26 protein-coding genes and 3 pseudogenes are annotated in these 23,200 nt (G+C 39.7%); 12 read left to right on the forward strand and 17 right to left on the reverse strand.

Translation table 11 applies throughout. The features are described 5' to 3' along the window. The 5 genes and pseudogenes from FB6_RS16030 to FB6_RS16050 form a co-directional block, all read right to left on the reverse strand. Positions 1-99 (reverse strand): annotated as a pseudogene (locus FB6_RS16030) (IS982 family transposase); the annotation flags it as partial. 355 nt (positions 100-454) lie between these two features. Then, on the reverse strand, positions 455-814 hold the full coding sequence (locus tag FB6_RS16035; RefSeq protein ID WP_174560885.1) for a hypothetical protein: 360 nt from the start codon (positions 812-814) through the stop codon (positions 455-457). Then, complete coding sequence (locus FB6_RS16040) at positions 811-1,077, reverse strand: RHS repeat-associated core domain-containing protein (protein WP_174560886.1); 267 nt, start codon at positions 1,075-1,077, stop codon at positions 811-813. The genes FB6_RS16035 and FB6_RS16040 overlap by 4 nt, the downstream gene beginning before the upstream one ends. Before the next feature lie 38 nt (positions 1,078-1,115). Next, positions 1,116-1,415, reverse strand: a complete 300-nt coding sequence (locus tag FB6_RS16700; protein ID WP_368034447.1) for a pentapeptide repeat-containing protein — start codon at positions 1,413-1,415, stop codon at positions 1,116-1,118. A gap of 30 nt (positions 1,416-1,445) precedes the next feature. Continuing rightward, a complete protein-coding gene (locus FB6_RS16050) occupies positions 1,446-1,745 on the reverse strand; it encodes a hypothetical protein (RefSeq protein WP_174560888.1) in 300 nt (99 codons plus the stop codon). Between the two features lie 582 nt (positions 1,746-2,327). Here FB6_RS16050 and tusD point away from each other — a divergent pair. Genes tusD through FB6_RS16070 form a run of 4 tightly spaced genes read left to right on the forward strand, consistent with a single transcriptional unit; the run spans position 2,328 to position 3,721 of the window. Continuing rightward, entirely contained in the window at positions 2,328-2,696 is a 369-nt protein-coding gene (gene tusD / locus FB6_RS16055) for a sulfurtransferase complex subunit TusD (RefSeq protein WP_174560890.1), read from the forward strand. Positions 2,697-2,739: 43 nt separating this feature from the next. Next, positions 2,740-3,090, forward strand: coding sequence for a hypothetical protein (locus tag FB6_RS16060; protein WP_174560891.1), 351 nt, complete (start codon positions 2,740-2,742; stop codon positions 3,088-3,090). A 20-nt stretch (positions 3,091-3,110) separates the two neighbouring features. Next, positions 3,111-3,395, forward strand: coding sequence for a DsrH/TusB family sulfur metabolism protein (locus tag FB6_RS16065; protein ID WP_174560892.1), 285 nt, complete (start codon positions 3,111-3,113; stop codon positions 3,393-3,395). A gap of 14 nt (positions 3,396-3,409) precedes the next feature. Beyond that, entirely contained in the window at positions 3,410-3,721 is a 312-nt protein-coding gene (locus FB6_RS16070) for a TusE/DsrC/DsvC family sulfur relay protein (RefSeq protein WP_174560893.1), read from the forward strand. Between the two features lie 17 nt (positions 3,722-3,738). Here the strand turns inward: FB6_RS16070 and FB6_RS16075 are convergent, their stop codons facing one another. Together FB6_RS16075 and FB6_RS16080 are read right to left on the reverse strand one after the other, a co-directional pair. Then, positions 3,739-4,221, reverse strand: a complete 483-nt coding sequence (locus tag FB6_RS16075) for a winged helix-turn-helix transcriptional regulator (protein ID WP_174560894.1) — start codon at positions 4,219-4,221, stop codon at positions 3,739-3,741. 207 nt (positions 4,222-4,428) lie between these two features. Then, complete coding sequence (locus FB6_RS16080) at positions 4,429-5,328, reverse strand: LysR family transcriptional regulator (protein WP_174560895.1); 900 nt, start codon at positions 5,326-5,328, stop codon at positions 4,429-4,431. Between the two features lie 96 nt (positions 5,329-5,424). Here FB6_RS16080 and FB6_RS16085 point away from each other — a divergent pair, with 96 nt between their 5' ends. Continuing rightward, positions 5,425-5,859 (forward strand): CidA/LrgA family protein, encoded by a 435-nt coding sequence (locus FB6_RS16085; protein ID WP_174560896.1) that lies wholly within the window; start codon positions 5,425-5,427, stop codon positions 5,857-5,859. Position 5,860: 1 nt separating this feature from the next. Next, entirely contained in the window at positions 5,861-6,553 is a 693-nt protein-coding gene (locus tag FB6_RS16090) for an LrgB family protein (protein WP_174560897.1), read from the forward strand. Positions 6,554-6,768: 215 nt separating this feature from the next. Here the strand turns inward: FB6_RS16090 and FB6_RS16095 are convergent, their stop codons facing one another. From FB6_RS16095 to FB6_RS16130, 8 genes are all read right to left on the reverse strand, one after another. Then, a complete protein-coding gene (locus tag FB6_RS16095; protein ID WP_174560911.1) occupies positions 6,769-7,515 on the reverse strand; it encodes an adenosylcobinamide-GDP ribazoletransferase in 747 nt (248 codons plus the stop codon). Then, positions 7,515-8,123, reverse strand: coding sequence for a histidine phosphatase family protein (locus FB6_RS16100; protein WP_174560898.1), 609 nt, complete (start codon positions 8,121-8,123; stop codon positions 7,515-7,517). The genes FB6_RS16095 and FB6_RS16100 overlap by 1 nt, the downstream gene beginning before the upstream one ends. A 21-nt stretch (positions 8,124-8,144) precedes the next feature. Beyond that, positions 8,145-9,197, reverse strand: a complete 1,053-nt coding sequence (gene cobT / locus FB6_RS16105; protein WP_174560899.1) for a nicotinate-nucleotide--dimethylbenzimidazole phosphoribosyltransferase — start codon at positions 9,195-9,197, stop codon at positions 8,145-8,147. Then, positions 9,194-9,715: a bifunctional adenosylcobinamide kinase/adenosylcobinamide-phosphate guanylyltransferase gene (cobU, locus tag FB6_RS16110; protein ID WP_174560900.1), complete on the reverse strand. Its 522-nt coding sequence runs from the start codon at positions 9,713-9,715 to the stop codon at positions 9,194-9,196. Before cobU ends, cobT begins: the two co-directional genes overlap by 4 nt. Beyond that, positions 9,712-10,341, reverse strand: coding sequence for a 2'-5' RNA ligase family protein (locus FB6_RS16115; RefSeq protein WP_254592259.1), 630 nt, complete (start codon positions 10,339-10,341; stop codon positions 9,712-9,714). The genes cobU and FB6_RS16115 overlap by 4 nt, the downstream gene beginning before the upstream one ends. Before the next feature lie 195 nt (positions 10,342-10,536). Then, positions 10,537-11,766 (reverse strand): MFS transporter, encoded by a 1,230-nt coding sequence (locus tag FB6_RS16120; RefSeq protein ID WP_174560901.1) that lies wholly within the window; start codon positions 11,764-11,766, stop codon positions 10,537-10,539. A gap of 239 nt (positions 11,767-12,005) precedes the next feature. Continuing rightward, positions 12,006-12,473, reverse strand: coding sequence for a Cys-tRNA(Pro) deacylase (ybaK, locus tag FB6_RS16125; protein WP_174560902.1), 468 nt, complete (start codon positions 12,471-12,473; stop codon positions 12,006-12,008). Between the two features lie 671 nt (positions 12,474-13,144). Next, complete coding sequence (locus FB6_RS16130; protein WP_174560903.1) at positions 13,145-14,032, reverse strand: LysR family transcriptional regulator; 888 nt, start codon at positions 14,030-14,032, stop codon at positions 13,145-13,147. Between the two features lie 115 nt (positions 14,033-14,147). On the opposite strand from FB6_RS16130, the gene FB6_RS16135 reads away from it, so the two are divergent. The 3 genes from FB6_RS16135 (at position 14,148) to FB6_RS16145 (ending at position 16,955) form a co-directional block, all read left to right on the forward strand. Next, positions 14,148-14,783 carry an SDR family oxidoreductase gene (locus tag FB6_RS16135; RefSeq protein WP_174560904.1) on the forward strand — a complete coding sequence of 212 codons (636 nt, stop codon included), beginning with the start codon at positions 14,148-14,150 and terminating at the stop codon, positions 14,781-14,783. A 33-nt stretch (positions 14,784-14,816) separates the two neighbouring features. Then, the gene (locus tag FB6_RS16140) at positions 14,817-15,731 is read left to right on the forward strand and encodes an alpha/beta hydrolase (RefSeq protein ID WP_174560905.1); all 915 of its coding nucleotides are present in this window, start codon (positions 14,817-14,819) and stop codon (positions 15,729-15,731) included. A gap of 90 nt (positions 15,732-15,821) precedes the next feature. Continuing rightward, on the forward strand, positions 15,822-16,955 hold the full coding sequence (locus FB6_RS16145; protein ID WP_174560906.1) for an NADH-dependent flavin oxidoreductase: 1,134 nt from the start codon (positions 15,822-15,824) through the stop codon (positions 16,953-16,955). A 186-nt stretch (positions 16,956-17,141) separates the two neighbouring features. Here the strand turns inward: FB6_RS16145 and FB6_RS16150 are convergent, their stop codons facing one another. After that, complete coding sequence (locus FB6_RS16150; protein WP_174560907.1) at positions 17,142-18,362, reverse strand: alkane 1-monooxygenase; 1,221 nt, start codon at positions 18,360-18,362, stop codon at positions 17,142-17,144. Between the two features lie 194 nt (positions 18,363-18,556). On the opposite strand from FB6_RS16150, the gene FB6_RS16155 reads away from it, so the two are divergent. Then, positions 18,557-19,480, forward strand: a complete 924-nt coding sequence (locus FB6_RS16155) for an AraC family transcriptional regulator (RefSeq protein ID WP_174560908.1) — start codon at positions 18,557-18,559, stop codon at positions 19,478-19,480. Position 19,481: 1 nt separating this feature from the next. Here the strand turns inward: FB6_RS16155 and lpxB are convergent, their stop codons facing one another. Continuing rightward, complete coding sequence (gene lpxB / locus FB6_RS16160) at positions 19,482-20,678, reverse strand: lipid-A-disaccharide synthase (RefSeq protein WP_174560909.1); 1,197 nt, start codon at positions 20,676-20,678, stop codon at positions 19,482-19,484. A gap of 216 nt (positions 20,679-20,894) precedes the next feature. Between lpxB and FB6_RS16165 the strand changes: the two are divergent. Then, positions 20,895-23,012 (forward strand): annotated as a pseudogene (locus FB6_RS16165) (TonB-dependent siderophore receptor); the annotation flags it as partial. An 89-nt stretch (positions 23,013-23,101) separates the two neighbouring features. Beyond that, a pseudogene (locus FB6_RS16170) lies at positions 23,102-23,200 on the forward strand (IS982 family transposase); the annotation flags it as partial.

Genomic DNA, 23,200 nt, shown 5'->3' on the forward strand with positions numbered 1-23,200 from the left:
TAACGAATGACGGCTTTGTTTGAGAAATTTCCAATAAGTTGCTTCAAATTTCAGAAAGAAATCATCAATTACGCAGAATAATTCGGTACTATTGAACATCAGGACTAGGGCTTTAGGTTTTGTGTGGTAACTCAACTGATGGCTCTAGTCCTCTTATTTTTCAAGTCATTTTCTTATCCGCGATTCGGGTTATAATAAAAAACCATTGAGGCTCATTATCCTGAGAATTAGGAGATGGCATTCCTCCCAAAATTGATATGCATAGCATAAAAACAACTATCCATATAATTCCTCTTAAAATCCAATAATGTAAAAAACTTACTCTAGGGAAAAAAATAAAATAGAAATTATAATAAAATTATATATATTAGCTAATAATATAGACTCTATTCCATCATTTAATCTAATATCCAGTGGAATAAGTATGAGTATTAACAATATACTTAGAACAGTTTTAGTTTTTAGCACATTCATCATCCTCACATTCTTTACGCCAATCTAGTCTACCAGCATGTTTTGATCCCTCTAAGGCAGCTAAATGAGCTTCCATACTTGGTGCGCTTGAGCCTAATGTAGGTCTAACTTTCAAAAACCTTTGGATTTCGCCTAACCAAAAGCGATAAGGTTTTAATGCCGTATGAATTGTTGCACTTGCATACCCCATGTAACGATTATCACCATAATCAACAACAGCAGCAAAAGCATATAAATAATTTTTACAAGGCCTTAGAACATTATCATCCCATACACCTTGGGTCCTCTCATTAAATGCTCGACCTTGGGCTAAAGCAGAAGAATATCCTGATTTTTTCATATAATCACAAACACATTTTTTACAGCTTCTCTTAATAGCCCTAGAGGATCAATTAAATGCAACGAATTCCCTCCAACATACCCATAAGTATTCAACCCACCATCTAAGCTAATCAGATCACTTTCTACATAACGTCCAGTTATTCGAGCATAAGCTCTCATCTTACACTCAGGCCAACCGTGCTTCGCTTTTCCTCGCTCAGGATCATAATCCCCAAAATAATTATAAAATAGGCTAACTTCAGCATCAAAGTACTGTCCCATGTATAGCTAATTGGACAAGTGAGTTTTTTAATATAACTTTATATATAAAATTCATCTGCTTCTACCAGATGATTATCTATATTCTTATTATTTATAAAATTAACATTTGATAGCGATGGATATCTAATTTGATTTTTTTCAAATAAACACTTCTTAAACAAACTGTCTGCTATATTAATCGTAATCATATTAGAGCCTATAAAACTACAATTTATAAAAAAAGCGCCCCTCAAATTAGCCTTATAAAAAATGTAATTTTCAAAGATCATATTTCTAAATAAAACTCTATGTAAATCAATATAACTAAACATGAGCTTCTTTATAAATATACAACTCATTATATTTTTATTAGAAGGTAATAAAACATTTTAACGATTCCCCCAATCATAACCATCTACTTTCATTTGACTCATTGGAAAACGCTGCAAACCATTTGATGCATTTGACGGCAATTTAGAAATATTAATGCTACACAATTTCCCCACAATATAGCGATGGTTTCCATCAACAATAATATTGCCATCTGCCTTAATTGGAGGAATACATTTTTGACCACTTTCAACTCTAGCCAAATAAGCTTGAATAACTGGTAAAGATACATACTTTTGCAATGTTAAATGTCTATCGCCAGTAAGAACTGATCTAATTATCGATTCATTAGCTGGCAAATATTTTTTATCACAACTCTCATCTTATGCTACTACTGCGATTATTATCTGTTTGAATCGTATAATTTTCTGTTATAGATGTACCATTATCAATCTGGTTTCTTGTGAACGAGTCGCTGTTAGCAGCATAAGTGTATTTAAAGGTTTTATTTACAAGGTTTTGTTCGATTAAACGACTCAAAGCATAGTCATTAAAGCTACTGTTATTATTAGTCTGATCAATAATTGCCAATATGTGATCAGCAACATCATAGCTATAGTCTTTCTCATAGACCTTTGGCATCAGGATTTTCTGGATGCACCCATCGAGGTCGTACTGGAATTGAGCCTGATCCCCGACTTGGCGATATGTACAGCTTTTAAGGAAATACGAGGAATTTCATGTAGATTAAAAATATGTTTTAGTACATCCTATTTCTTATAAAAATTTTAAGATATTGTTTTTTAATATTTATTTTTAAGACAATTTTAACATTTGATGTTGAAATCTTTAGATGCCACCTAAAATCATTGTATACTACCCTTTTCTTATGAAGTCTGGATGCATCAATAATGGATTGGGCATTCTTCAAGTGAATTTCGATGAGTACCTTATTACTAATTACCTCTGCGCCAAGTTCGATCTATGCCTGGCACGCGTTGGGTCTGGCCCAGGCTTTACACGCTAAAAACCAAGCTTTTCGCGTGTTTTTCTATCAAGACGGTGTTGCGGTTGCGAATGTCTTACAATGGGTTCCGGATGATCAGCGTCATTTGACTCAAGAGTGGCAGAAATTGGCGATTCGCTTGCCTGTCTGTGTGAGTGCTGCCCTAGCGCGTGGTATTACCGATCAGGAAAATGCCGCACGACATCAGATTAGCCAACATAATCTAGCGCAAGGCTTTGAACTGGTTGGCCTGGGTGAACTTGCCGATGCAGTGCAATCCACACAGCGTATCATTCAATTCTAAGATGTTATTTTTCGGAATTTGTTGCTTTTAAAAGGTAAATTGTGTGAAATCTGTACTCGTTATTTTAACTCAGGCAAATCTGGCCAATTTACAAGTGCATGAAAGCCTGTCTGCAACTATGGTACTGGCCACCTTTGGCTGTGAAGTCAAAGTTTTGCTGCAAGATGCAGGCTTAAGTCTGCTGCATTCCGAACTGCAATTTGACCAGTTTAAACATGCCTTTAAAATCGCCTCCAACATGGTCGACAGCTTTGAATTTTATGACCTTAGCCCGATTCTGGTAGAACAAAAAAATCAGCACAATCACTTTGTCACGCAAACTGAACAGGACATTGAATTTATTGAATTCAACAGCGAGTTTATTCAAAGTTTTGATTTTGTGTTGTACTGGTAAAGAGGAAGAGTGAAATAATCATGTCAAATAAAAGCTTATATCTGGTACAAAGTATTTTTTCAGCCACCCCCGCTGTACTGGATAAATTACAACAGCTTTATACACCTGAAGATACCATCATCCTGATGGGTGAATCGGTCTTGCAACTGCAGCATCCCTTTCTTCAGCAGCTCCAGCAGCTTTATATTCTGGATCGTGATGCAGAAATACTGGCCGGACAATCTGCTGCCAATATGCACATTATTTCTTATGATGAATTTGCGGATATTTGCCTGAAGCATAGCCGCTGTATTCGTTTGAACTGATTTTGAGATTAATCATGAATTTAGAACTCGATCAAGATGGTCACTTAGTCGATTACACCATTTGGAATGAAACTGTCGCGCAAGAATTGGCCAATACTATAGATCTGCAACTGACTGAATGGCATTTTGAAATTCTGCATGCAGTCCGTCAGTTTTACCAGCAGTTTGGTCACTCACCTGCGACTCGCCCCCTCATCAAGTTTTTGATGAAAACTGTCAGTGCAGAGATTAATAATGCAGTACTGCAAGATCGGTTCAACACTGGTTTGGTAGCGCGTCATTTAAGCCGTCTGGCTGGCATTCCTAAACCGCCGAATTGTCTATAAATCTTAAGGGGAAAGATTTAGGACTGTATTTTGTGTCGTTCCAGATAATCAAAATAATCTTGGGTTAATTCAGGTTTCACTTGTTTGGCATGAATGGTTTCATTACATTCTGAACACACCAGTTTTGGCGTCATTTTATGTCCGCAGCTTTTATGCACATAGTGTAAAGGTTGACCAAAACCTTCATGCATCCATTCATCTGCCCAATGCGCCATAGACATCAAGATCGGATATAAAGCCAGTCCTTTTTCGGTTAAACGATATTCATAACGTTCTTGCCGTTGGACATAAGGTGTTTTGATTAAAATCTCATGTTCAACCAGTCTTTTTAAACGGTCGGACAAGACATGACGGGTTACGCCTAAATCCTGCTGAAAAGATTCAAAACGGCGAGTACCTAAAAAGGCATTTCTTAAAATCAATAAGGTCCAGCGATCACCAATCACCGACAGAGTTCTGGCAATTGAACAAGGCTGTTCGCCAATGTCATCCCATTTCATAAAGAAAATCTCATAAAGATCATCATCAATAATAAAGTTTAATCAAGAAAAGTACCGCATTCCTACAAAGATTGAAAGGATTGCATGCTTAATCCAGCAAATTGCAAAATAAGAATTTGATAAGATTAGACTTATTTAGAAAATCTAGCTCATTAATCTTGATATTTTTCTAGGATTCTTTTGATATGACAAACCGTACAAGTTGGCCTAAAAATGTATCTCATGCTGATTTTCTTCAATAATTTTCAACCAAGCCCGGGTTGCGGGATTCATGGCAACAGTGGTATTCCAGGCCATACTGAGCGTCCAGTTCAGGTTCGGACTTTCTAACAGGCTCATATTATATTTTTCCTGATCCAGCTGCTCGCAATAGATTTTGGGCAATAAGGCAATTCCGACATCAGATTCCACCATTTTGGCAATAAAATCCCACTGGCTACTTTTACATACTACATGCGGTTCAAAGCCAACATAATTAGCTGCCTGAATAATCATATTATTTAAAGTGAAGGAATCGTCATAGAGTAAAAATGACTCTTCTTTTAACTCAATCAATTTTACTTGTGCCCGGTTTTTCCACTGGGTTTCTTTACGTGACAACAGGCACAAAGGCGAATCGATAATCGGAATGCCGCTTAGCACCGGTTTCAAATGCCCCAATAAAATGCCGACATCAACTTTCTTGGCCAGAATGGCATCTTCAATGCCTGAGGCACCAACTTCCAGAAAGCTTAATTCGATCTCGGGATATTGTTTATGAAATTTGGCGATTAGGCTGCTGAGTAAAATTGAACCTAAAGGAGGCAAGCCAAGTATTAATTTCCCCTGTTTGAGCTGCCGGACTTTGGCGACCGTTTCAAAAATACGCTGCTGTTCTTCCAGTATCACCAAAGCATGTTGATAAATTTGCTCGCCCATATAAGTCAAAATGGCATCCCGCTTGCGCCCTGCTTCTCCCCGATGAAATAACGGCACGCCAATTTCCTGTTCCAAATGATGAATGGCTTTACTGATCGTCGGTTGGGTTACATACAACTTTTCCGCTGCCAGACTAAAACTCTTGTACTGTACGATTTTGACGAAGATATTCAGGCTCTTGATATCCATAACTATTCCATTTAGGCATAATCTTTTTTTTATTATTCATAATTTAGTAAATGGGTCAAATTTACAATAATAACCAGGTTATTTGATCTGCTTATTATGTCTATTTTCTCACTTTCTCCCAAAGTATCCCGGGCTGTCATCATCGTGCTCCAGCTCAGTTTACTTATCGTTATCTGGTGGCTGGCTTCTCTGATCCAGCAAGCTTTGCATTTACCGGTATCAGCGGGTGTTATCGGGCTTTTATTGGTGCTGATGGCATTGCTCAGTGGTGTATTTAAGTTGCAGTGGATTAAAACCGGCTCGGATTTTATTCTGGGAGAACTGGTGCTGTTATTTATTCCTTGTGTGGTCGGCATCATTAAATATAAAGATCTGCTTTTGTCTCAAGGCTGGCAACTGATTCTGTCGGTCGTGATTGGTACACTCTGTGTAATGGTGGCAACCGCTTATAGTGTTTATTTGGGATTTAAACTGGAAGCCCGTTTAAAAGCAAAACTGCATTTGCATCAAGCATTGGAACAGGACAAATAACATGAGCCTGACTGCCCTTTTCTGTTTTATCGGCACCTTAATCAGTTATGTACTGGTGAAAAAACTGCATCAAAAATTTCCTTATATGCTGCTTGCTCCCGGAATTTTTGTCCCGGTGATTCTGGTCATCTGCATGGTGATTTTGAATATTTCCTATGAGACTTATATGGTCGAAAACCAGTGGCTGATCTGGATGCTTGGACCGGCAACCGTGGCTTTTGCCATTCCAATTTACGAGTATCGCAAAGTCATACAGGAACACGCACTGTCTATTAGCATGGGGATCGTCATAGGCATGCTGGTTGGGGTCATCAGTTCCTTCTATTTGGCTAAATTATTCAGTTTCGATCAGGAAACAACATATAGTTTAATGGCGCGATCAATTTCCACACCTTTTGCTATGGAACTCACTTCTAACGTTGGTGGTTCAGTTGAACTGGTGATTTTATTTACCATGATTACCGGTATTGCCGGTGTGGCGATGGGAGATCTGATTTTACTGGGTCTGAAACTCAATTCACGCTTTGCTCAGGGTGCCTCTTTAGGGAATTCTGCACATGGTTTTGGCACAAGTAAGGCCTTTATGCGTCATCGTGAAGAAGGTGTAGTGGCGTGCCTAACCATGGTTCTTGCCGGCGTGTTTATGGTCTTGTTGGGCCCCAGCATTATTCATTTTGTAGTTAATTTTCTTTAATTTTTTTAGAGCATGCTTGAACCCATGCTCTAATACTTTCATTTAATTAATCATCACTCGATATACGATCTTGATGATCTCCAGCCGCCAGACTGCTCAGGTTTACTGTGGTTAGGTTCTAAAGCCAGAATCATGAATCAGGCTGGGTCATTCGAAAATGACTGTGCTGAATAAGCCATCATGGCTTGGTTTCAGTTTTGTGCAACCTAGCCTTGTTAATGGCTCACATAAAATAAAGTAATCACGAAAATCAGCAAGCTCACCGCCTCGCAAATTTCAATACTGGCCCCGACGGTATCTCCCGTAATGCCACCAATACGCTGGATGAATTTATGTCTTAAATACAGCAATGTAGCCATCATTGATAGAGCAGCAAAGATTCCCGCAAATCCCCAATAGATAGATGCAAGCAAACATACTACGCATATAATAACGGCGGCAGTCTTAGGAATAAATTCTGCCATTGAGGAACCTAAACCTTTTTGACGTACATATTGAGTAGTCAAAAACAAAAATAATGGTGCTAAACGACCTAAAAGCGGAAATAAAATTAGCGCTGAATAGTATTGCTGTTCCAGTAAAACATATAACGCAGACCATTTTATCAGGCACAGAATGAGTAAACTGAGCACGCCAATTGGCCCACAGCTCGGGTCTTTCATGATGCTTAAGGTGCGTTCCGGGTCACCAAAACCACCCACCCAGGCATCGGCTGTATCAGCAAGACCATCCAGATGCAAACCGCCTGTCAGCCAGATCCAGACCACTAGAATGAGACTGCTTAATAAAATGATGGGAATGGCTTTCAAGCTAAGGGCAAGACCAAACAAAATCAGGCCTATCATCAGTCCAACTACAGGATAAAACAGCAAAGATTGACCATTTTGCTGCTTGGTGGGCATCTGTTTCAATTGAATGGGAAAGGTCGTCAGAAACTGCAAAGCAATCCAGAATGGCATCATCATGATTGCTCCAAGAATTGAAGCGTTAAATCTTCATGCAAAATAAAGCTGTTCAGTTGTCCCAGTTCTGCCGACATTTTCAAAATATCATCTAAAGGCTGCTTTAAAGCCAGACATTTTAAGAGCTTAATCACCCCACCATGCGTCACCACTAGCACCCGCTGAAATTGATTCTGCTGCATATAAAGATGAATCTGCTGCATGGCTTGGTTGATTCGTGCATGAAACTGCTGCATGGTTTCGGCATTCGGTGGATTAAACTGGGTAGGTGTTTCCCAAAACTGCGCTAGTAATTCAGGTTGTGTGTCATAAATCACTTGGGTCGAAATGGCTTCCCAATCGCCAAAATGCATTTCCTGCAAATTTCTATCTAAAATAAGCTCAAGGTTTAAATTGTGGGCGATCTCATTTGCAAATAAAGCACAGCGCTGCAAAGGTGAACTAAACACAATATCCCAAGGTTTAGACAGTAAATTTTGCTTTAAGGATTGATCTACTGTCTGGCGCATTTGCTGCAAGCCCAATTCTGTCAGGGCATCATCAGTCGAGCCTCGCAAAGTATGGCTCAGCTCGGTTTCACCATGACGCAGTAGATCAATCCTGTACATATTTACTTCCTACAAAAAGGGTTAAACCTTTTCACCAATCACAGCGGCTTCTGCGAAAGTGGCCATATTGTTATGTAGACTGCATGCCAGTTTAATCAGTCCCAATGCTGCCCCTGCACCACTGCCTTCGCCCAAACGTAGATTCAGTTTCAATAAAGGATGGGCATTTAATTCTTCTAATAAACGGCGGTGACCATATTCCGCAGATTGATGTCCAAACAGCATCCAGTCACGTACTTCAGGATTGAGTCGAACTGCAACTAAAGCAGAAACAGTGGTAATAAAACCATCCACCACCATAGGCAAACCGAGCTGTGCACAGCGGATATAAGCACCGACCATAGCTGCAACTTCCAGACCGCCTACAGCACATAACGCTTTAAAAGGATCATGGCCGACATAGTCTGTGTGTAAGGCAATCGCCTGATTAATGACATTTTTCTTGTGATTCAGCTGTTCTTCACGAATCCCTGTGCCCACACCTGTGAGTTGTTCAGCAGGCTCATTCAGTAAAAAACAGGCTACGGCTGAAGCCGAACAGGTATTACCAATACCCATTTCCCCTGCTACATAAATAGATGCGCCACTAGCAACTGCAGTTTCTACACTTTTAGCACCCAGCAGCATGGCATCTGCACATTGCGCTTCCGTCATGGCCACCTGTTTGGCAAAATTGGCGGTCCCCGGAATAATGCAGTGACGTTCCACACCTACATAGTCATAAGCTTCGCCGACTGTACCGCAATCAATCACTTGCAGTTTGGCCTGGTATTCCCGGGCAATCACGCTAATACAGGCACCACCCGTGGTAAAGTTTTGTAGCATTTGCCGGGTCACAGCTTGTGGATAGGCGGAAATGTTTTCTTCCATCACGCCATGATCACCGGCAAAAATGCTAATCCACGGATGATCAACATTGGGACGTGGACTATTTTGCAAGCTGGCCAGTTGTATGGCCACATTTTCCAATTCAGAAAGCGAACCGGTCGGTTTGGTTAACTGTAATTGACGCTCGGCCGCTTGTTGTTTTGCTTCAGCACTTGGCGTTTTACACGCATCTAACCACCAATTCATACTTTCTCTCCTTTTAAAATCATCGGGAAACCCGCGACACAAAACATGACTTTATCGGCAATTTGCCCCAACTGTTGATGTAAACGGCCCGACTCATCGACAAATTTACGGCTGATTTCACCCATCGGCACGACCCCCAATCCAGTTTCATTACTCACTAAAATGACCTGTGATTGCAAATCTGGAAGCAGCGCCAATAATTTTTGGCACTCCACTTGTTGCAGGCTTGTATCTTCATGCATCAACAGATTGGTCATCCATAAGGTCAGACAATCGATCAGGATCAGCTGATTGGGCGCATCCAGCTGTTGCAGTTGACTGGCCAGAAAATAGGGTTCTTCAACGACATTCCATGTTGATGGACGTTGTTGTTGGTGATGGGCAATCCGCTCCTGCATTTCCGTGTCCAATGCCTGGGCCGTTGCAATATAGGTGACCGCCAGACCTGAATCTTTGGCCATTTGTTCTGCAAGACGACTTTTACCGGAACGGGCACCGCCCAAAATAAGTTGGATCATACATCACCCAATAAAAATTGATGGTATGGCGTTAAAGGCCCCTGCAACATTTGTGCATGGTAGGTACCAAATGTTAAGTGCCGGACCTGAAATTCAAAGCTTTGTTGGGGAATATTTTGCATGCGCTCAAAAATAATATTGCTACAAAATTCATGCTTATAAAGCCCCAAAGTAATATGAGGACAATACTCCAGTGGCGCAATTTCATCTGAACAACGATATAGCTGTTGCCGAATTTCTGCCAGATTACCGTCAAGGTCATCTATTTCAATAAAAAGCGCACTTTCAAAACTATTCACAGCTCCAGTCTTCAGTCTAAATGAAGATTTTTGTTCTGGCTTTAAAGTTTTTAGCTGTTGTTGCAATTGCTGATGACTAAAATCATCATCCCATTTGGGGTTATGATTTGTGAGAAATCCGCAAATAAACAATGTTATATGAAACTGCCGTGTATTTGGCGTAAACAGCAAGTCTGAAAAATACTCACGCAACTGCTCTAAATAATTCAGCAATTCAGGCTGCCGGATTTCCAGATACCAAAGTGAAAAATCCGTGCGTCCCTTATGCCATTCAGGATAATCCTGTGCAAGCGTAGGTAACACCGGCATTGAGGGTTTTAAAAACACGTAAAATTCACATTAAATTCAATCATCTTATTAAAACATGAATGATGTTAATTTTCTTGAAGTATTGATTCAGTAATATTCAGATAATAATGAATTATATTCAGCTTGTTACAGACTTAAATCTTGCCACAAACATTGTGACTTCATCTATAAATATCTAACAGCCCACTTGAGACGATAACTTCATCAATAAAATTACACTGGCACTGAAGATGACTGCCTTCTCTTTTGATAACAAAGAAAATAAAAAGCCAGAAGCATAAACATGATCATTAATAAATAAAATGGGTAATTGCTATGCCACTGATACAAGCCGGTACTGACCAATGGGCCAAATACAAAACTCAAAGCCTGGGTTGCAGTACAAAAACTGGCAACTTTAGCCTGCAAATGCTGCGGTGCAGATTGGGCAGCACCCGTGGTAAATGCAGGGGTAAGACAAGCCACTGCCACCCCATATAAAATATAAGCACTTTGAAAAATATGAATATGTGTGGTGTAAATGGAAATAAGCAAGCCTAACACCATAAACACCAGACCAATCCACAGTAAGCGCTGCACAGACCATTGTAGAAACTTGGAAATCGCTGTTTGCATAATCACTAATGATATGCCGACAATCAAAGAACATTGAGCAAAGTAAATTGCACTCTGCCGAGTCGAAATTTGAAATTGATCCTGAATATAAAAGCCGGCGGTGAGATTTAATGTGACAATAGCGATATAGAGGCTAAACCCTAATACAAACCAACCTATACTGTTACGCAAAGAAAATTCTTCTTTATTGGTAAATACCGGATTTTCAGCAGGGATAGCCTGTTCAGAAATACTATAAAAATCAGCATCTTGTCGATCGAATTTCAGCACAATATAAAGGCTAATTAAAGCAAAAATAATAAAGGCCACCCATAACGGCGTAAGCATGCCCCACGCCAATAAAAGTGTAGTTAAGAATGGACCAAGTACCAAGCCTGCACTATTTAATGCGCCGAACTTGGACATGGTCTGGCTGCGTTGTTGTTCTGCGGTATATTTGGTCATCACATAAGTTTGTAAAGCAATAATTGGCATCGCCATAAATACGCCCATACTTGCCCGAGCCAACAATAAAAAAGTAAACAGCAACATCGCAGCAAGATGATATTCAAGCCCATAAGCCAGGACTACAGTAAATATCCCCCAAGTGAGAGTTATCCCGATAAAACCCACACTTAATAGACGATAAATACTGTATTTATTTCGCTGTCTTGAAATATAGATGGCTCCTATTGCCATCAATAATGCACCTGCCGAAATTAAAGCTCCGCCTTGCAATTCAGTCATTTTCATTTGACGAACCAAAGGTGCAAGGATGGGCAAAACCATAGAGAAACAGCCACCATTCGCCAGACTTGCAGCAATGAAAATTTTATTATTTTTATCCATTATTTATTTTTAAATCCCAATCCTGGTTTGCATTTATAAGAGATCAGAGACAACACAAGTTATCTCTTTCGGGTGAAATTGAGTCCATCACGTAATAGCTTTTGTTATCAATTCAACTTGTATAAGCAAAGCCATATTTAATCGTATCTTGCTGGGCTTTGTCAGTACCGCCAATCGCTAAAACCTGCATAAAAAAGCCCTAAATCGCTTTAGGGCTGACAAGAATCACTTGAATAATTCTACGAATCCAGTACATCTGCAAATTGTGCACCCAAAACTTGAGCTAAATCTTGGGGTTTTACTCCAATATCCAGACCTCTTTTACCCCCACTGACATATATTTTTGCCAAATCTTGGGCTGTAGCATCAATGACTGTTTTTAAGCGTTTCTTCTGTCCAACTGGGCTAATTCCCCCAACCAGATAACCTGTTAAGCGCTCAGCATTTTTAGGATCGGCCATCTGTAATTTTTTACAGCCCACAGCCGCTGCCACTTTCTTTAAATTTAATTGATGATTCACTGGTAAAACCGCTACGAAGTAGTTTTTATCGTCAGTCACCAACAGGGTTTTAAAAACTTCTTCAACACTTAAACCCAGTTTCTCCGCTGCTTCTAGACCAAAGCTTTTCGCATTGGCATCGTGTTCATATTCATGGATAGAAAATTCAATTTTATTGGATTTTAAAACTTTGCAAGCTGGTGTCATTTTTTTGAAAATATTAAGAACGAGATAAGCAAATTATATGCCCTTTAGAAATGAATGTTTAGCATACTTAGGCTATTTTGTTTGCTTGGTATTATTGTCTATTTTTAGAGATTAGCCCCATATAAACCTATAAAGTGATAGAAATTCATTTTTAGACATAAAAAAAGCCCGACATCCTGTCGGGCTTTTTCGTATTTGATGCTTAGATCTGACTTCTGTCTGATCTGACATTCCTTGTTCTTACTCTTGTTATTCTTATCTGGAGCATCCTGCTCTCTTATGTCCCCATGATAGGAAATTAAAGCAAGGTCGCATAGCCGCAAAGATCTGTAATACTTGTGAGCATATGCGTACACCGCAGGCTAAAAACTGTTCCCTTTTCATCCCCAGAAATTGGGATAATTTTTGCCCTGGGACTGCCTTGAACATTGAAAAAAGTTTCAATTTGATTAAAAAAAAATCAACTTTATTGGCTAAAGATTTCGCTTTTGAACATAAAAAAACGACTTGTTTCCAAGTCGGTTGAACGAGATTGTTCTAGAGGGTATGAATCGAGATAAGATACTGATCTTAAAGTAATATTAAAAACGTGTTTCGTATAACGCCCATCATGTTAAATAGTAAATTATTTAGTGAAGAATCCTGATTTATAGACCAAGACTTTGATCATGTTAATTTTCTTTTAGTGCATTACATACGATTTGAAATGCGGGGGAATTAAAACGACGACTTGTATAAAATAGATACAGTGGTGGATAGGTCGAAACACTTTCATTTAAAAAGCTAAGTAACCTTCCTGTATCTAAGAAATCTTTCACGATGTCTAGTGGTAAGTAGGCTACGCCTAGTCCATCAACAACAGCATCAAGTACTCGATCTACGCCTGTAAAGATTAAGTTACTCTGTGGTTTATAGTTAACTTGCTTTCTACCTTGAGTAAAACTCCATGGCAACAATGAATTACTCGTTAATAGCTTAATACCTAAACAATAGTGTTGATTGAGATCCTGAATATTTCTGATTTCAGTTTTACCTTGCATGTACTTAGGGGATGCAACTAAGCACATTTGGATGGGGTGGCTAATCGGCACTGCAATCATATCTTTTTCAATAGACAGCCCCAAACGAACCCCTGCATCATAACCTTCTTGCGCAATATCAACTTGTCGATTATCGGAAGTCAGTTCAATGGTGATTTCAGGATATTCTTTAACTACTTTTTTGATTTTATTATAGATATAGTATTTTATCGAAAAGTCATCCGCAGTGATTCTCACCCGACCATGCGGTTTATTTTTCATTAAACTTAGGCGTTCTAATCCTAAATTAATATCATCTAATTGATGTCCAACATATTCAAATAGTTTTTCTCCAGCTTCTGTCAATGTGACACTTCGAGTTGTTCTATTGAATAATTTAAGTTCTAAGTTTTGTTCAAGATTACTAATGCTTTGGCTCACAGCGGATTGTGTAGAACCTAGAGCTGAAGCAGCTTTGGTAAAGTTTCCATTTTGAACTACAGCGATAAAAGCATGTAAATCATTCAAGTTTGTTTTCATAGAAATAAACCAATTAATAAGAATTACTAATTAAAGCAATATGATTATAGCCTCTAATCATGCAAGTAATAGCTTGTTAAGATAAATTCCATTAAAGAAGTTATGGAACACCACCATGAAAAATGTTTTGGTACTCGGTGCTACAGGCCAAATTGCTCAATGGGCTCTAGATTTTTTACAAAAGCAACCAGAGATATCTCTTACTCTTTTTCTAAGAGATAAAAATAAGTTAGCACCTCTACCTATGACAAATACTCGCATCATTGAAGGTGATGTTCTTAACATTGATCAGTTAACTGATGCGATGAAAGATCAAGACGTGGTTTATGCAAATCTTGCAGGAGATATGGAAGGACACACTCAGAACATTGTTACTGTGATGAAGACACTCAATATTCAACGGCTGATTTCAATTAATACGCTTGGAATTTACGACGAAGTTCCAGGTAATTTTGGAGAGTGGAACAATAAAGAAATTGGTGAATATTTTCCACCATACCGTAAGTCTGCGGATTTAATCGAAAGCTCTAATCTTGACTACACGATTATTAGAGCCGCTTGGTTAACAGATGAAAATGAAGTTGATTTTGAGATCACACATAAAGGTGATGCTTTTCAAGGCACAGTGGTATCAAGAAAAAGCGTTGCTTATTTGGTGAATCAAATCATTGAAAACCCGAAATTACATTCAAAAGAGAACCTAGGTGTAAGTAAACCTAATTCTGATGCTGATAAACCCTACTTTATGTAATCAATTAAATTGAAATTAAAAGGTAAATGAACAATGAAAAGTGTAAAAGTTAAAGCACCATACTGGGAAATCGCAGCTGATTTATATTTTCCTGACGATTTTGATGAAAGCAAAAAATACCCTGCAATTATCAGTGCTCACCCTATTGGGAGCTGTAAAGAACAAACCTCTGGCAATGTATATGGCGTTGCCTTAGCAAAAGCTGGTTTTGTTGTTATTGCCTTCGATGCCAGCTTTCAAGGAGAAAGTGGTGGTGAGCCACGTTATATCGAAGATCCAACATTACGTGTCGAGGATTTCAGTTTAGTTACTGATTATCTGGTGACTTTAAACTATGTTGATGAAAACCGCATTGGTGTACTCGGCATTTGTGGTGGTGGTGGCTATTCCATTAATGCAGCAATGACTGAGCGACGAATTAAAGCAGTAGGCACAATTACTGGTGCAAACTATGGTCGTGTGATGCGTGAAGCAAGTGCTGGTAATCCTATCGCATTCTTGGAGGCGATTGCTGCTCAACGAACTGCTGAAGCTAAAGGTGCTCCACTTCGTGTAGATCAAGGACTATATCCTACTGTTGAAGCTGCTAAAGCGGATAATGCAGATATAGATCCATTAGAAGCCACTGAATATTATCGTACTGCTCGTGGTGAGAAACCGAATGGCGTGAACAAAACATTATTTTCACATAATGCTGTTGCTGTTGGGTGGGATGCATTCCACTTAGCAGAAGTTTTATTGACCCAGCCTTTAATGATTATTGTGGGTAGCAAGCCAGGTGGTTTTGGTGCATATCGTGATGGTTTTGAGATTATCAACCGTGCAGCATCGACAAATAAAGAGTTAGTCATTGTGGATGGTTGGTCCCACTATGATCTTTATGATAAGCCTGAACCTGTAGCGAAAGCTTTAGAGAAATTGATTCCATTTTACAAAGAAAATCTGTAAGTGAAATTCCGAGAAAAAGGCATCAGATTTGATGCCTTTTTTTATTCAGGTGACAGCCTTTTTAGACAGTAAAATCTACGAGATGAATTCATGATCGCGCAAAATTCTAAATTATTTCAATCTTTTTCATTAACTAAAGATATAACTTTACGCAATAGAATCATCATGGCCCCCATGACGACATGGTCTGCAAATGATGATGGAACGATTTCAGAGCAAGAGTTGCAATATCTTCGCCAGCGTGTACAGGGTGTTGGTTTAGTGATTACTGGTTGTACCCATGTATTAGAAAATGGGATTGGATTTACCAATGAATTTGCAGCATTTGATGACCGCTTTATTCCAAGTTTAAAAAAATTAGCCCAAACAGCTAGAAGTGGTGGAGCACCTGCAATATTGCAAATTTTCCATGCCGGGAATAAAGCTTTACCCGACCTACTCCCGAATAGAGATGTGGTGAGTGCAAGTGCGATGAATACACCAACTGGATCTTTCGTCGATAGCAAAATGATGTCCCGCGCTTTATCTCATGATGAGGTTTTAGATATTGTTCATGCTTTTGGTGAAACGACACGAAGAGCAATTGAAGCGGGATTCGATGGTATTGAGTTGCATGGTGCTCATGGTTTTCTGATTCAAAACTTTTTCTCACCGCTCTTTAATCAACGAACGGATGAATGGGGAGGAACGCTTGAAAGACGTATGAGTTTTCCATTAGCGGTCGTGAATGAAGTGAAACGAGTCATCAAGCAATATGCTCAAAAACCGTTTGCATTAGGTTATCGAATGTCTGTGGAAGAATATGATGAAAACGGTTTGCGTATTAACGATAGTTTGCAGCTTATAGATCGTTTAGTTGAAGCAGAAATAGATTATCTACACGTTTCATTAACAGACATTTTAAATAGTAAGCCTGTGCATAGTACAGATGAGGCACTCACAATTCAGCATATTATTGAACATCTAAATAATAGAATCCCATTAATTGCTGCTGGAAAAATTAGAACACCAATTCAAGCCAAACAAGCACTAACACTGGGATTGCCATTGGTTGCTATTGGTAAGGCTATTGTCATGAACCCTAATTGGGTGGAACTTGCGCAGAATGAATCAGAAAAAATTTTATTAGCGTTAGAAAATAATAGAAGGGACCCTGAGTTATACATCCCTGACCCTTTATGGAATGAAATTGAAACAAGAAAAGGTTGGTTCCCTCTTTCTTGAGAGTACAGAAGAGTTAAGCTTTCCTAAAATTAACCTAATGCACGTTATGCAAAATGTAATTAAATTTTCATATAGAATCAATACAATACGATATTGTAAAAAGCCCATTCCCCCTCGAATGGGCTTTTTTATGATTTATCAATTTAAGACTGATTCAGAAAAATTAAATATTAAGCTGACCACCAACTATTCTTTATTCAACAACCGGTCCACCACAGCAAATTTCTTAAATATGTTCGCACGGCGTTTAGGATGAATATTAGCTTTGCTTAAATCACCCTTATAATGGTCGAATACACGTTTATCCATCATTTTAAACCATAGTGACGGAATTAAAGCCGGTAATAACATGGTGGCATAACCACTTGGTAATTCAGGTGCTTCATCAAAATGGCGCAAAGCCTGAAACGGACGTGTTGGATAGGCATGATGATCAGAATGACGCTGCAACTGGTACAAAAACAAATTGGTGGTGATGTTATTGTTATTCCAGCTATGTTCAGGCATCGTCCGTGCATATGTGCCATCCGGTTTTTTGTCGCGCATTAAGCCGTAATGTTCAATATAGTTAATAATTTCAAATAAACTGATCCCGTAAAATGCCTGTGTTGCCAGATATGGAATCACATCTTTGCCAAATAGTTTCAACATGGTGGCATGAAAACTGGCACTCATCGCCCAGCCTTGAAACAGTTCATTTTCCGGACTAAAGAAAGATAAGCCTTTGCGTTTTAAACGGTTCTTCTCAATTTCAATGGCCGACTTGATGCCACCAAACACGGTTCTAGGCCAAAACTCATAGAAAGTTTCACCCATTTTCGAAGAGGCCGGATCTTCAGGCGTGGCAGCACGTTTATGATGTCCATAAGGATGCTCAACCCTAAAGTGATTATAAAACAGTGGGGTTAATGTGGCATGCGCCAGATAATGATCCTTTTTATTCGGACGATGTGACAATTCATGTGCCGTATTCACACCTACACCATTGATCGCCCCCATGGAAATGCCCAACAAGATTTGATCAAGAAAAGATGTTTCTTTGCGCGTGACCACATAACCGGCAAATACGTTGGCAGCCATCTGCAACGGAATAAACAGTTTTACGATACGATCATAATAAGGGTCAGCCACTAACGAGCTAATTTCATCATCACTTGGATTATTACTGTCATTCCCGACAATAGCGTCGACCGTTGGAATAATCACATGCAGTAATAACGGCCCACCCATAGCAAATATTTTTTTCGTCGCTTTAGGCCCAAACTGATAACCCGCCAGAATTCCCATGCCAATAACCGGCAGACCAGGGCTTAATAACCACCAGTAGCGTTTTTTATCGAGTGCCAAGCCAGTTGTATTGTGCATGCTTTGAGTTGTTTGCTGTTCTAAATGTACTGGTGCATTCATGCTGATGATCTTCCCTATTTTCTATTCTGCCTTTATATTTCTAGAAATGGGCTATCAAGAACAGTCGTAAACGTCCAAAAAAGCTATGCAAACGTCCTTGGCTTGTATAGCCAATATTTGACCTATAAGCACATGCTGGAATACATCCAGACTTTTTATAATTTTTAATGTAGATGATGACAGAACGATAAGACATGGATGCCTTAAGTAAAATTTTTGATGATATTCATCTGGATAAATCTGAATATATCTATTTAAAACCGCAAGGTGATTGGTGCTATAGCTATCAGGAACAAGATGCCATGATTGGCTATGTGGTTCTGGTCGGCAAGATGACCATTCAACTGAATTCACAAACCCAGCTTCAGGTTGAAGCGGGCGATTTGGTGCTGATTCCTTCCGGGCAAAACCATTCCTGTCATAGCCATGATAAAAGCAACCTGATTGAAGCCTTAAATATCACCGAACTTTTCGATCAAAAAAGACAGCAAACTATCGAGTTTGGAACAGCCAGTGGAGAACCGGCACTGATTTTAGCCATCCGCTGCCATATTGATACCATCATGGCGCGGCCTTTACTCAATGCCCTGCCTGCCTATATCCATATTCACCATATCACTGGCAGTACCGCACCGGAATGGCTACAAATCGGATTACAGTTTCTGGCGGTCGAAGCCTATCAAATCCGACCGGGTCGCGACAAAATTCTCGATCACTTGGTCAGTATTCTGTTTATTGAATGTGTACGTGATTATATTGCCCAGTTACAAGATTCAAATAATTGGCTACGAGCCTTGTCGCATACTGAACTCGCCAGTGCATTGGCCGCTATTCATGGCCAACCGGAACAGGCTTGGACCGTAGAAAGTCTGGCAGAACAATGTTGCATGTCCCGTTCTAAATTTGCCACCTTATTTAGCAGCATGGTGGGTGAAACCCCTTTGGCCTATTTACAGCAATATCGCTTACGTTTGGCATCGCAGCATTTACGCGAAGGACAATTGTCGATTCAGCAAATTGCCCATCGGGTCGGTTATTCATCTGAAACAGCCTTTAGCCAAACCTTTAAACGCCTGTTTGATCTCACTCCAAGCCAGTATCGTCAGCAATTTCAGTAAATCATTTCGGTGCAATAAATCGCTGAGGATTTAATGTGTTCAAAATGGCCTGCACCGGATCTTCGCTGTTGCCTGCCAGTAATTTCTTGTGCATGGTAATGTGCTGCATTACCTGAATTTGTGCCGTTTCAACATTCATCAAAAGTTCAATTTCAGCAGCCAAATTTTCAGGGGTTGCATCATGCTGAATCAGTTCCTGAATCACTTTTTTACCGGCAATAATATTCGGTAAGGAATAATACGGGATCTTGATCAGGAATTTGACCACATGATAGGTCAGCCAGTTCAGTTTATAAAAAGTCACCATCGGACGATGCAACAACATGGCTTCTAAAGTTGCTGTACCGGAGGCAAGTGCCACAATATTGGCCGCATTCATCACCTGACGGCCAATTTTCGATTCTGTATCGGTATTTTCCAGCAAACAGACTTTAGCCACAAATTCAGCCGGATAATGTTGTAGCAGTGCTTCAATCTGCTGCTTGCGTGCATCATTAATCGCAGGAATCAAAAATAGATATTCAGGATGTTTTTGACTAACGATTTTAGCTGCATCCAGAACCAAGGGGCCCAGTCTTTCAATTTCACCACGGCGACTGCCCGGTAAAAGCGCGATATGTTTTTGTTCCACATTTAAGCCCAGCTCTTGCTTGGCTTCAATTAGTGGATTTTGCAAAGGCAATTGGCTGGCGAGTGGATGCCCGACAAAGGCTGCCGGCACATCAAATTTTTTATAAAAGGTTTTTTCAAAAGGAAATAGGCACAATACCAAATCAATACTGGCTTTAATGCCATGCACGCGCCCCTGACGCCACGCCCAAACTGAAGGACTGACATATTGCACGGTTTTAATCGGGAGATTTTGCTGTTTTAAACTTTTAGATAAACGTAAATTAAAATCAGGTGCATCAATTCCTACAAAGACATCGACCGGCTCTTTAGTCCAGATCTCAACCAGTCCGTCACGTACGGCAAACAGTTTTTTAAGATCTTTGAGGACTTCTACAATCCCCATCACCGATAGAATATCCATCGGATAATAACTCTTGAAGCCTTCAGCAATCATCTGCGGACCACCAATACCTTCAAATTCAGCATCAATGCCTTGCTCACGAAAACTACGGATCAATTTAGCACCAAGGGTATCGCCTGAAACCTCACCCACCACGATCCCGATTTTAAGCTTCCGATTTTGCAAGATTTTATCCTCTTTAGAATTATGGCTATTTTAACATATTCATCTATTTTAAATCTTGTTCTCTCTTATCCGCTCATTTTCAATAGGTTTTCATACATTATCTAAATTATCTTTTCTGTTTTTCTAATTAATGTGAAATACCAATTGCCCCGACATTGTACTCTACTCACACAAATAATAATATGAACGATAATCATTTTCATTAGCATTAATTTCATGCAAACAATTTCCCCATTCCTCAAAAATAGTTTTAAATTGTCTTTGCTTAGCTTGGCAATTTTAAGTGTGCAATATAGCTTTGCCGCAGAAGATGTGCAGACTTTATCCACGCTTCAACTTCAGGCCGAGTCAGACAAGAATGAAGAAAGTTCAGAAAAAACCAAAGCCTATATCATTAAGAATAGTAATAGCGCGACCAAACTGAATATTGCAGCCAAAGAAACGCCACAAACCATTAATGTGGTTACGCATCAGCAGATTGAAGATTTTGGTTTAACTTCGACACGCGATGTCTTGAAAAGTGCGCCTGGGGTTACAGTTCAGATTCAGGAAACAGAACGTACCTCTTATATGGCACGTGGCTTTGAAATCTCCAATATTCTTACCGACGGTGTAGGCTCCCCTTTAAGCAGTTATAACTATAACAATACCAATCCTGATACTTACTTTTATGACCGTGTAGAAGTCATTAAAGGCGCCGATGCCCTATCCAATGCTTTTGGTGACCCGAGTGCAACCATTAATAATATCCGTAAACGTCCCACCACAGAATTTCAGGCAAGCGCGGGATTGAGTTATGGTTCCTGGGATACACAGCGTTATGAAGCAGATATTTCTGGTTCAGTTTCTGCGGATGGTCGAGTCCGTGGTCGTCTGATGGGTTATGAGCAAACGGAAGATTCTCATCTAGACCGTTATTCCTCTGAAAAAAATGGTTTTGCCGGAATATTAGAAGCAGATCTTAGCGACTCGACCTTACTCACTGTCGGATATAGTCAAAACCAAAACAAGCCAAATGCCAATAACTGGGGCGCTCGACCCCTACTCGACGCCAATGGAAAACAACTTGCTTATGACCGAAGTTACAATCCAAATCCAAATTGGGCGCATTGGGACAATAACTCTCAAGAAGCTTTTGTAGAATTAAAACAGAAACTTGGAAATAAATGGACAGCTAACCTGAGCTACAACTATAATGATATTGAACACAATAGCCGCTTACTTTATTACTATGGTTATCCTCAAACAGATGGTTCGGGTGTTTCACTGACTGCTTGGGGCGGCAAAGAACAGCTACGTAAACATTTCGCCGATTTTAACCTGCAAGGTACTTACAATTTATTTAATCGCGAACATGAAGCGACTTTAGGATACAGTCGTATTCAAACCCATCAATCCGACCAGCAGTCCAGTGGTTTTATCAATGACAGTAATATTAATAACGTCTCCGGTGTTTATAATGGCATTCCTTATCTGACGCAATACACCACCAATTGGGCAAGCTGGACACCTCAATCGGTCACCTGGTCTGACTTTAGCGATGCCGCGGATTATAGACAAAAAATCAATTCCTACTATGCTGCGACCCGACTTCATTTAACTGATGATTTGAAATTCATCTTAGGTGGAAATTATGTTCAGGCAGAAAGTCGCGGCAGCAGTTATGGCTCGCCAATGAACTATGACGAAAGCAAGTTATCTCCCTATGCAGGCTTAACCTATAATTTCACCCCCGAATATACCGGTTATATGAGCTATACCTCTATTTTCCGCCCACAAACTGGAATTGAAGAAACCACACGTCAGGCCTTAAAACCGGTAGAGGGTGAAAGTTATGAAATGGGGGTTAAAAGTTCATGGTTAGATAATCAATTAACGGGATCATTTGCTGTCTTTAGCACTGAACAGAATAATTATCCTTTACGTAATTCAGATGGGAATCCATTAAATCGTACGGTTGCGACCAGTGATTTACATTCGCAAGGCATCGAAGTCAATCTGGCTGGGCAGATTAGTAATAATCTGAATTTAGCTTTTGGATACACCCAGTTTAGTCTGAAAGACAAAAAAAATAGCGGTGCTGCACGCACGTATAACCCAAATCAAACCATCAGCTTGTTAACGACTTATACTGTACCGGCTTTACCTCAACTGAAAATTGGTGCCGGTTTGCAATGGCAAGATAATATCAAGCTATATGACTCAACGATCAACAGCACGATCACTCAGGATGCCTATGCACTCGTCAACTTAATGGCAAGTTACCAAGTAAATGAGCATCTGCTGCTACAAGCAAATGCTAACAATATTACCGACAAAAAGTACTTAAATAACCCGAATCGCGGATAAGAAAATGACTTGAAAAATAAGAGGACTAGAGCCATCAGTTGAGTTACCACACAAAACCTAAAGCCCTAGTCCTGATGTTCAATAGTACCGAATTATTCTGCGTAATTGATGATTTCTTTCTGAAATTTGAAGCAACTTATTGGAAATTTCTCAAACAAAGCCGTCATTCGTTA

It is taken from the genome of Acinetobacter bouvetii (assembly GCF_902753875.1).
Taxonomy (GTDB): domain Bacteria; phylum Pseudomonadota; class Gammaproteobacteria; order Pseudomonadales; family Moraxellaceae; genus Acinetobacter; species Acinetobacter bouvetii_A.